The sequence below is a fragment of the Pseudomonas sp. GD03858 genome, assembly GCF_029840925.1.
Lineage (GTDB): Bacteria > Pseudomonadota > Gammaproteobacteria > Pseudomonadales > Pseudomonadaceae > Aquipseudomonas.
This window is the reverse complement of the sequence record NZ_JAOCDM010000171.1, coordinates 1-7,753: the sequence shown is the minus strand read 5'-3', so window position 1 is coordinate 7,753 and position 7,753 is coordinate 1. Positions and strand designations below refer to the sequence as shown.

The 7,753-nt window shown below is 62.3% G+C and carries 8 protein-coding genes; 7 read left to right on the top strand and 1 reads right to left on the bottom strand.

What is annotated here, in order from left to right; translation table 11 throughout:
* Positions 1-85: 85 nt before the first annotated feature.
* A complete protein-coding gene (uraH, locus tag N5D48_RS25165) occupies positions 86-439 on the bottom strand; it encodes a hydroxyisourate hydrolase (RefSeq protein WP_279888770.1) in 354 nt (117 codons plus the stop codon).
* Positions 440-816: 377 nt separating this feature from the next.
* Here uraH and puuE point away from each other — a divergent pair, with 377 nt between their 5' ends.
* The 7 genes from puuE to N5D48_RS25130 form a co-directional block, all read left to right on the top strand.
* Positions 817-1,743 carry an allantoinase PuuE gene (gene puuE, locus N5D48_RS25160; protein ID WP_279888769.1) on the top strand — a complete coding sequence of 309 codons (927 nt, stop codon included), beginning with the start codon at positions 817-819 and terminating at the stop codon, positions 1,741-1,743.
* Complete coding sequence (uraD, locus tag N5D48_RS25155) at positions 1,743-2,258, top strand: 2-oxo-4-hydroxy-4-carboxy-5-ureidoimidazoline decarboxylase (RefSeq protein WP_279888768.1); 516 nt, start codon at positions 1,743-1,745, stop codon at positions 2,256-2,258. Before puuE ends, uraD begins: the two co-directional genes overlap by 1 nt.
* A 53-nt stretch (positions 2,259-2,311) precedes the next feature.
* Positions 2,312-2,815 carry an ureidoglycolate lyase gene (locus tag N5D48_RS25150; protein WP_279888767.1) on the top strand — a complete coding sequence of 168 codons (504 nt, stop codon included), beginning with the start codon at positions 2,312-2,314 and terminating at the stop codon, positions 2,813-2,815.
* A 45-nt stretch (positions 2,816-2,860) separates the two neighbouring features.
* Positions 2,861-4,180 carry a urate hydroxylase PuuD gene (locus N5D48_RS25145; RefSeq protein ID WP_279888765.1) on the top strand — a complete coding sequence of 440 codons (1,320 nt, stop codon included), beginning with the start codon at positions 2,861-2,863 and terminating at the stop codon, positions 4,178-4,180.
* A gap of 160 nt (positions 4,181-4,340) precedes the next feature.
* Positions 4,341-5,696 carry a nucleobase:cation symporter-2 family protein gene (locus tag N5D48_RS25140; protein ID WP_279888763.1) on the top strand — a complete coding sequence of 452 codons (1,356 nt, stop codon included), beginning with the start codon at positions 4,341-4,343 and terminating at the stop codon, positions 5,694-5,696.
* A 139-nt stretch (positions 5,697-5,835) separates the two neighbouring features.
* Positions 5,836-6,621: an outer membrane protein OmpK gene (locus N5D48_RS25135; protein WP_279888762.1), complete on the top strand. Its 786-nt coding sequence runs from the start codon at positions 5,836-5,838 to the stop codon at positions 6,619-6,621.
* A gap of 351 nt (positions 6,622-6,972) precedes the next feature.
* A partial coding sequence (locus tag N5D48_RS25130; RefSeq protein WP_279888761.1) for an outer membrane protein OmpK occupies positions 6,973-7,753 on the top strand: 781 nt, incomplete at its 3' end.

The following is a 7,753-nucleotide window of genomic DNA, read 5'->3' as shown; positions in this document are numbered from 1 at the left end:
GCCCAAACTGAAAAACAACAGACGAAAAAAAGCCCGCCAGTGTGAGAGCGGGCCAAGGACCTACGAAGATTCTTCTAGCGACCAACTAGCTTCCACGATAGGTCGAATAGCTGTACGGCGAGATCAGCAGCGGCACGTGATAGTGCTCCTGCTTCTCGTCGATACCAAAGCGCAGCACGACCACGTCGAGGAACGCGGTGTCCGGCAGCTTGACGCCTTTGCCACGGTAGTAGTCGCCGGCGCTGAACTGCAATTGATAGACGCCAGTGCGGTAGTCGTCACCCTGCAGCAACGGCGCGTCGACGCGACCATCGCTGTTGGTCAGGGCAGTGTTCACCAGTTCCAGCTGCTGGCCTTCGACGCGGTACAGCTCGACCTTGATCGAGCTGCCCGGGCAGCCATGCGCGGCGTCCAGTACGTGTGTGGTCAAACGTCCCATTTGCTTGTCGCCTCTTGTCGTATGCGTGGGCAAAAAATACTCGGCAAGCACCGGGCGCGAGGCCTTCGGCGTGCGGGAATGACGCCATTAAGACAGTTCGGCGACAAATTGTACACAATTTTTTATCCCCTCCCGCGCAATCCCCACAGAACAAGCCACCAGTCGCAAAGACTCGCGCCATCACGCACCCCACAGCATTAACTGACCAATCGGGCAGGTTTCTTGCAAGCCATTCTCACGCGACAAATGGGAAGAAATGCGGAAAAACAGGCTTACAAAAGAATTAAGAACTTGTATACAATCAGCCCATCCGGTGGTGCGACACCCCGACGCGGCCCGCCCACCCACCGCATTAACGAACAAGAAGGAAGACTGCAGTGAGCGCTGACTATCCTCGCGACCTGATCGGTTACGGCAACAACCCACCTCATCCGCAGTGGCCGGGCAACGCCCGCATTGCGCTGTCCTTCGTGCTCAACTACGAAGAAGGTGGCGAGCGCAACATCCTGCACGGCGACAAGGAGTCCGAAGCGTTCCTTTCCGAAATGGTCGCCGCCCAGCCACTGCAGGGCGTGCGCAACATGAGCATGGAGTCGCTCTACGAATACGGCAGCCGCGCCGGCGTGTGGCGCCTGCTCAAGCTGTTCAAGGACAGCGGCGTGCCGCTGACCATCTTCGCCGTGGCCATGGCCGCCCAGCGCCACCCCGACGTGATCCGCGCCATGGCCGAAGCCGGCCACGAGATCTGCAGCCACGGCTACCGCTGGATCGACTACCAGTACATGGATGAAGCGCAAGAGCGCGAGCACATGCTCGAGGCCATCCGCATCCTCACCGAGATCACCGGCGAGCGCCCAGTGGGCTGGTACACCGGCCGCACTGGCCCGAACACCCGGCGCCTGGTGATGGAGGAAGGCGGCTTCCTCTACGACAGCGACACCTATGACGACGACCTGCCCTACTGGGAGCCGAACAACCCGACCGACAAGCCGCACCTGGTGATCCCCTACACCCTGGACACCAACGACATGCGCTTCACCCAGGTCCAGGGCTTCAACTGCGGCGAGCAGTTCTTCCAGTACCTGAAAGACGCCTTCGACGTGCTCTACGCCGAGGGTGCCGAGGCACCGAAGATGCTGTCGATCGGCCTGCACTGCCGCCTGGTCGGCCGTCCGGCGCGCCTGGCCGCGCTCAAGCGCTTCGTCGACTACGCCAAGAGCCACGACCAGGTCTGGTTCGCCCGTCGCGCGGACATCGCCCGCCACTGGCACGCCACCCACCCGTACAAAAAAGAGAACGCCTGATGACCGCCTTCCAGACCCTCAAACCCTCCTCCCTGGAGCGTGACGCCTTCGTCAAGGCCTTCGCCGACATCTACGAGCACTCGCCGTGGGTCGCCGAGAAAGCCTACGACCTGGGCCAGCTGGCCGAGCTGGACGAGATCGAGGCGCTGCACCAGCGCATGAGCGACATCCTGCTCAGCGCCAGCCACGCCGAGCAACTGGCGCTGATCAACGCCCACCCGGACCTGGCCGGCAAGGCCGCCATCCAGGGCGAGCTGACCGAATCGAGCACCAACGAACAGGCCGGCGCCGGCATCCACCAGTGCACCGCCGAAGAGTTCGCCCGCTTCACCGAGCTGAACGACGCCTACAAGGCCAAGTTCCAGTTCCCGTTCATCATGGCGGTCAAGGGCAGCAACCGGCACCAGATCCTCGCCTCCTTCGAAAAGCGCATCCACAACGAGCCGGATGCCGAGTTCAAGGAAGCCCTGGCGCAGATCAACCTGATCGCCCTGTTCCGCCTGCTGCAGCTGTGACCGCTGCCGCTTGAGCCTTATTTCAGAACAACGAACATAGAAGAGATAACCGCATGCGCACCCTGATGATCGAGCCCCTGACCAAAGAAGCCTTCGCCCCCTTCGGTGACGTGATCGAAACCGACGGCAGCGACCACTTCATGATCAACAACGGCTCGACCATGCGCTTCCACAAGCTCGCCACGGTGGAAACCGCCGAGCCCGAAGACAAGGCGATCATCAGCATCTTCCGCGCCGACGCGCTGGAGATGCCGCTGACCGTGCACATGCTGGAACGCCATCCGCTGGGCAGCCAGGCTTTCATCCCGCTGCTCGGCAACCCCTTTCTGATCGTGGTCGCGCCCGTTGGCGATGCACCTGTATCAGGCTTGGTCCGCGCCTTCCGCAGCAATGGCAGGCAGGGCATCAATTACCATCGCGGCGTCTGGCACCACCCGGTGCTGACGATCGAAAAGCGGGATGACTTCCTGGTGGTTGATCGCAGTGGTTCCGGCAACAACTGCGATGAGCATTACTTCCCCGAGGAACAGATGTTGATCCTCAATCCCCACCAATAAGAAAGGGTCGGTCATCTAAAAGGTGACTGGCAAGAGGTACATACTGTGGAAGCACACCTTCACGAATGGCTGAACCTGAGCATTCGCTGGGTTCACATGATCACCGGCGTGGCCTGGATCGGTGCATCGTTCTACTTCGTCTGGCTGGAAAACAACCTGAACCGGAGCAATCCGCGCGACGGGCTGTCGGGTGACCTATGGGCCATCCACGGCGGTGGTATCTACCACCTCGAGAAGTACAAGCTGGCGCCGCCGAAAATGCCCGAGAACCTGCACTGGTTCAAATGGGAAGCCTACTTCACCTGGATGTCCGGTATCGCCCTGCTGTGCGTGGTGTTCTACTGGAACCCGACCCTGTACCTGCTGGCCCCCGGCAGCACCCTGAGCGGTCCCGAGGGCGTCGCCATCGGTATCGGTTCGCTGGTCGCCGGCTGGTTCATCTACGACTTCCTGTGCGATTCGCCCCTGGGCAAGAAACCGGCCCTGCTCGGCGCCGTGCTGTTCGTGCTGATCATCGCCGCCTGCTGGGGCTTCAGCCTGGTGTTCAGCGGCCGTGGCGCCTACCTGCACACCGGCGCGATCATCGGCACCATCATGGTCGGCAACGTGTTCCGCATCATCATGCCGGCCCAGCGCCAGCTGGTGGCGGCGATCGAGAAGAACGAGACTCCCGACCCGGTGCTGCCGGCCAAGGGCCTGCTGCGTTCACGCCACAACAACTACTTCACCCTGCCGGTGCTGTTCATCATGATCAGCAACCACTTCCCGAGCACCTACGGCAGCCAGTACAACTGGTTGATCCTGGCAGGGATCGCGGTGGCCGCGGTACTGATCCGTCACTACTTCAACACCCGCCACGACAGCAACAAGTACGCCTGGACCCTGCCCGCCGGTGCCCTGGCGATGATCTGCCTGGCCTACGTGACCGGTCCCAAGCCGCTGCCGACCGCCCCCGAGCAGGCTGCCGCCAAGGTCGAATACCAGCCGCTGCCGGCCACTGCCGTCGGTGGCAAGACCGCCGCTGAGCTGCGCGCGGAGGAGGCCGCCAAGCCTGCCCAGGCACCGGCCGCGGAACCTGCCCAGGCCACGGCCCAGGCGGCCACCGGCAACTTCGACAAGATCCACACCGTCATCCAGGAACGCTGCACCGTGTGCCACTCGGCCAAGCCGACCAGCCCGCTGTTCAGCGCCGCCCCTGGCGGCGTGATGTTCGACACCCCGCAGCAGATCCAGGCCCAGGCCGCGCGCATCCAGGCACAGGCCGTCGCCAGCCAGATCATGCCGCTGGGCAACATCACCCAGATGACCGTTGAAGAGCGCAAGCTGGTCGGCGACTGGATCGCCAAAGGCGCGCAGGTCAACTAAAGAGCAGCCGCAAGCTGCAAGCCTCAAGCTGTAAGTCGTCAGGCAACAAGCAAGCATCGAGCCTCAGGCTTCGAGCGGATACCACAAGCTTCTACTTGAAGCTTGCCGCTTGAAGCTTGTGGCTTGGATCCGAGAATAAAAACAAAACTCGAGGTGCTGCATGTCCGAGTCACCCAAGGCGTACATCCCTGTTGCGCCGCCACGACAGCCCCTGCCCTTGTTCCAGCTGATCCTGGTGGGTCTGCAACACGTTCTGCTGATGTACGGAGGCGCCATCGCCGTGCCGCTGATCATCGGCCAGGCGGCGGGCCTGTCCCGCGAAGAAGTCGCCTTCCTGATCAACGCCGACCTGCTGGTCGCCGGCGTCGCCACCATCATCCAATCCTTCGGCATCGGCCCCGTGGGCATCCGCATGCCCGTCATGATGGGCGCCAGCTTCGCCGCGGTCGGCAGCATGGTGGCCATGGCCGGCATGCCTGGCGTCGGCCTGCAGGGGATCTTCGGCGCGACCATCGCCGCCGGGTTCTTCGGCATGCTGATCGCGCCGTTCATGTCCAAGGTCGTGCGCTTCTTCCCACCGCTGGTGACCGGCACGGTCATCACCTCCATCGGCCTGTCACTGTTCCCGGTGGCGGTCAACTGGGCCGGAGGGGGACATGAGGCGCAAGCCTTCGGCGCACCGATCTACCTCATGGTCGCCGGCCTGGTGCTGGCGGTGATCCTGCTGATCAACCGCTTCATGCGTGGTTTCTGGGTCAATGTGTCGGTACTGGTCGGCATGGGCCTGGGCTACGTGCTCGCCGGCTCCATCGGCATGGTCGACCTGTCGGGCCTGAGCGAGGCGCCGTGGCTGCAGGTGGTCACCCCCCTGCACTTCGGCATGCCGACCTTCAGCCTGGCGCCGATCCTGTCGATGTGCCTGGTGGTGGTGATCATCTTCGTCGAGTCCACGGGCATGTTCCTCGCCCTGGGCAAGGTGACCGACCGTGAAGTCACGCCGGGCATGCTGCGGCGCGGCCTGCTGTGCGACGCCGGCGCGTCGTTCATCGCCGGCTTCTTCAACACCTTCACCCACTCCTCGTTCGCCCAGAACATCGGCCTGGTGCAGATGACCGGGGTGCGCTGCCGCTATGTCACGGTGATGGCCGGCGTGCTGCTGATCCTGCTCAGCCTGCTGCCCAAGGCCGCCTTCCTGATCGCCTCGATCCCGCCCGCGGTACTGGGCGGCGCGTCCATCGCCATGTTCGGCATGGTCACCGCCACCGGGATCAAGATTCTCCAGGAAGCGGACATCGCCGACCGGCGCAACCAGCTGCTGGTCGCGGTCAGCGTCGGCTTCGGCCTGATCCCGGTGGTGCGGCCGGAGTTCTTCGCGCAAATGCCGCAGTGGATGGAACCGATCACCCACAGTGGCATTGCCATGGCCACGCTCAGCGCGCTGGTGCTGAACCTGCTGTTCAACATTCTCGGTGGCGCCGACCGCGCCGCGCACAACGACGCCTGCCACCAGCATTGAGTGATGAGGGGCGGCAGCACTTGCCGCCCTGCTCGACCCAAGCAGTAACCGTTGCACCGTCGGCCCGCCGGAATGGGCCGCCCGGGGCGCTCGCGCGCCGAAAAAGCCCAAACAAAAACAATAAGTCCGGGAATACAACATGAAGCGCATCACCACGTCCGCTCTGCTGGGCAGCAGTCTGCTGGCCACCCTCCCCGCCCACGCCGGCGAATGGCTGCAGTGGCACGGCGAAAGCCTGACCTACCTGTACGGTAAGGATTTCAAGGTCAATCCCGACATCCAGCAGACCATTACCTTCGAGCACGCCAACAAGTGGAAGTACGGCGACACCTTCCTGTTCGTCGACAAGATCTTCTACAACGGCAAGGCCGACCCCGGCAAAGGCGTGACCACCTACTACGGCGAATTCAGCCCGCGCCTGTCGCTCGGCAAGATCTTCGACCGCTCGTTCGCCTTCGGTCCCGTCAAGGACGTGTTGCTGGCCATGACCTACGAACGCGGCGAAGGCGACAATGAGGCCTACCTGATCGGCCCCGGCTTCGACCTGAATGTTCCCGGCTTCAACTACTTCACCCTGAACTTCTACGTGCGCAACACCGAAGGCAGCCGCCCCGGCGACAACGTCTGGCAGATCACCCCGGCCTGGTCCTACACCATTCCCGTGGGCAGATCCGACATTCTGATCGACGGCTACATGGACTGGGTGGTCGACAACGACCAGACCCGCCGCGGCACCTACCACGCCAACCTGCAGTTCAACCCGCAGGTCAAGTACGACCTCGGCAAGGCCCTGAACCTGGGCGCCAAACAGCTCTACGTCGGGTTCGAATACAGCTACTGGAAGGACAAGTACGGCATCGACAGCCGTGGCAACGTCGACAGCAACCAGAGCGTCGCCAGCGCCCTGGTCAAGGTGCATTTCTGAAGATCTGACCGAACGCTCAAGCGTGTAGCACCGTGCTCCAGGACGGAGCACTTGAGGCCAGGCGCGCAAGCCAGTAATCTGCGCGCCCCCTCGATCAGGGCAGGAAGGATCCCTGCCCGCGTTTACTGACCGCTCAGTCAATGATTTCGGGCGGTTGGCCAACGTGTTGCCAGCCAGAAATACCCATTTCATCTGTTCAGAAAGACGTCGAGCAGGACGGTTGTGCCCAACGCGGAAAAGTTGGCGCAGCTCTTGCCAAACAGCTGTGGCCAATTGAAAAAAGCTGACCCAAAAGACAAGAACAGCGCCCGAGCGCTGACAACAGATCCAATAAAGGGAGCGACACTCGCAATGCGTACCATCAATAGCCTGATCCTCGCCGGTGGCCTGCTGGCCTGTGGCGCCAGCCAAGCCGGCGACCTGCTGCAATGGCAGAACAACAGCCTCACCTACCTGTGGGGCAAGAACTTCAAGGTCAACCCCGAGATCCAGCAGACCGTGACCTTCGAGCACGCCGATGCGTGGAAGTACGGCGACAACTTCATCTTCTTCGACAAGATCTTCTACCAGGGCAAGAAAGACGCCAGCAACGGCCCGAACACCTACTACGGCGAAATCAGCCCGCGCCTGTCGTTCGGTAAGATCTTCGACCAGAAGCTCGAGTTCGGCCCGGTGAAGGACGTGCTGCTGGCCATGACCTACGAGTTCGGCGAGGGTGACACCGAGTCCTACCTGATCGGTCCCGGCTTCGACCTGAACATCCCAGGCTTCGACTACTTCCAGCTGAACTTCTACCAGCGCACCACCGACGGCAGCCGCCCAGGTGACAATGTCTGGCAGATCACCCCGGTGTGGTCATACACCATCCCGGTGGGCTCCTCCGACATTCTCATCGACGGTTTCATGGACTGGGTGGTGGACAACGACGAGAACCGTCGCGGCACCTACCAGGCGAACCTGCACTTCAACCCGCAGGTCAAGTACGACCTGGGCAAGGCGCTGCACCTGGGCGAGAAGCAGTTGTACGTGGGTATCGAGTACGACTACTGGAAGAACAAATACGGCATCAAGGACAGCGACACCTTCACCACCGATCAGAACACCATGAGCTTCCTGGTCAAGGTGCACTTCT

Coding starts and splice junctions, on each gene's coding strand:
- uraH (WP_279888770.1), bottom strand. CDS start 439: ATGGGACGTTTGACCACACACGTACTGGACGCCGCGCATGGCTGCCCG.
- uraD (WP_279888768.1), top strand. CDS start 1,743: ATGACCGCCTTCCAGACCCTCAAACCCTCCTCCCTGGAGCGTGACGCC.
- N5D48_RS25150 (WP_279888767.1), top strand. CDS start 2,312: ATGCGCACCCTGATGATCGAGCCCCTGACCAAAGAAGCCTTCGCCCCC.
- N5D48_RS25135 (WP_279888762.1), top strand. CDS start 5,836: ATGAAGCGCATCACCACGTCCGCTCTGCTGGGCAGCAGTCTGCTGGCC.
- N5D48_RS25140 (WP_279888763.1), top strand. CDS start 4,341: ATGTCCGAGTCACCCAAGGCGTACATCCCTGTTGCGCCGCCACGACAG.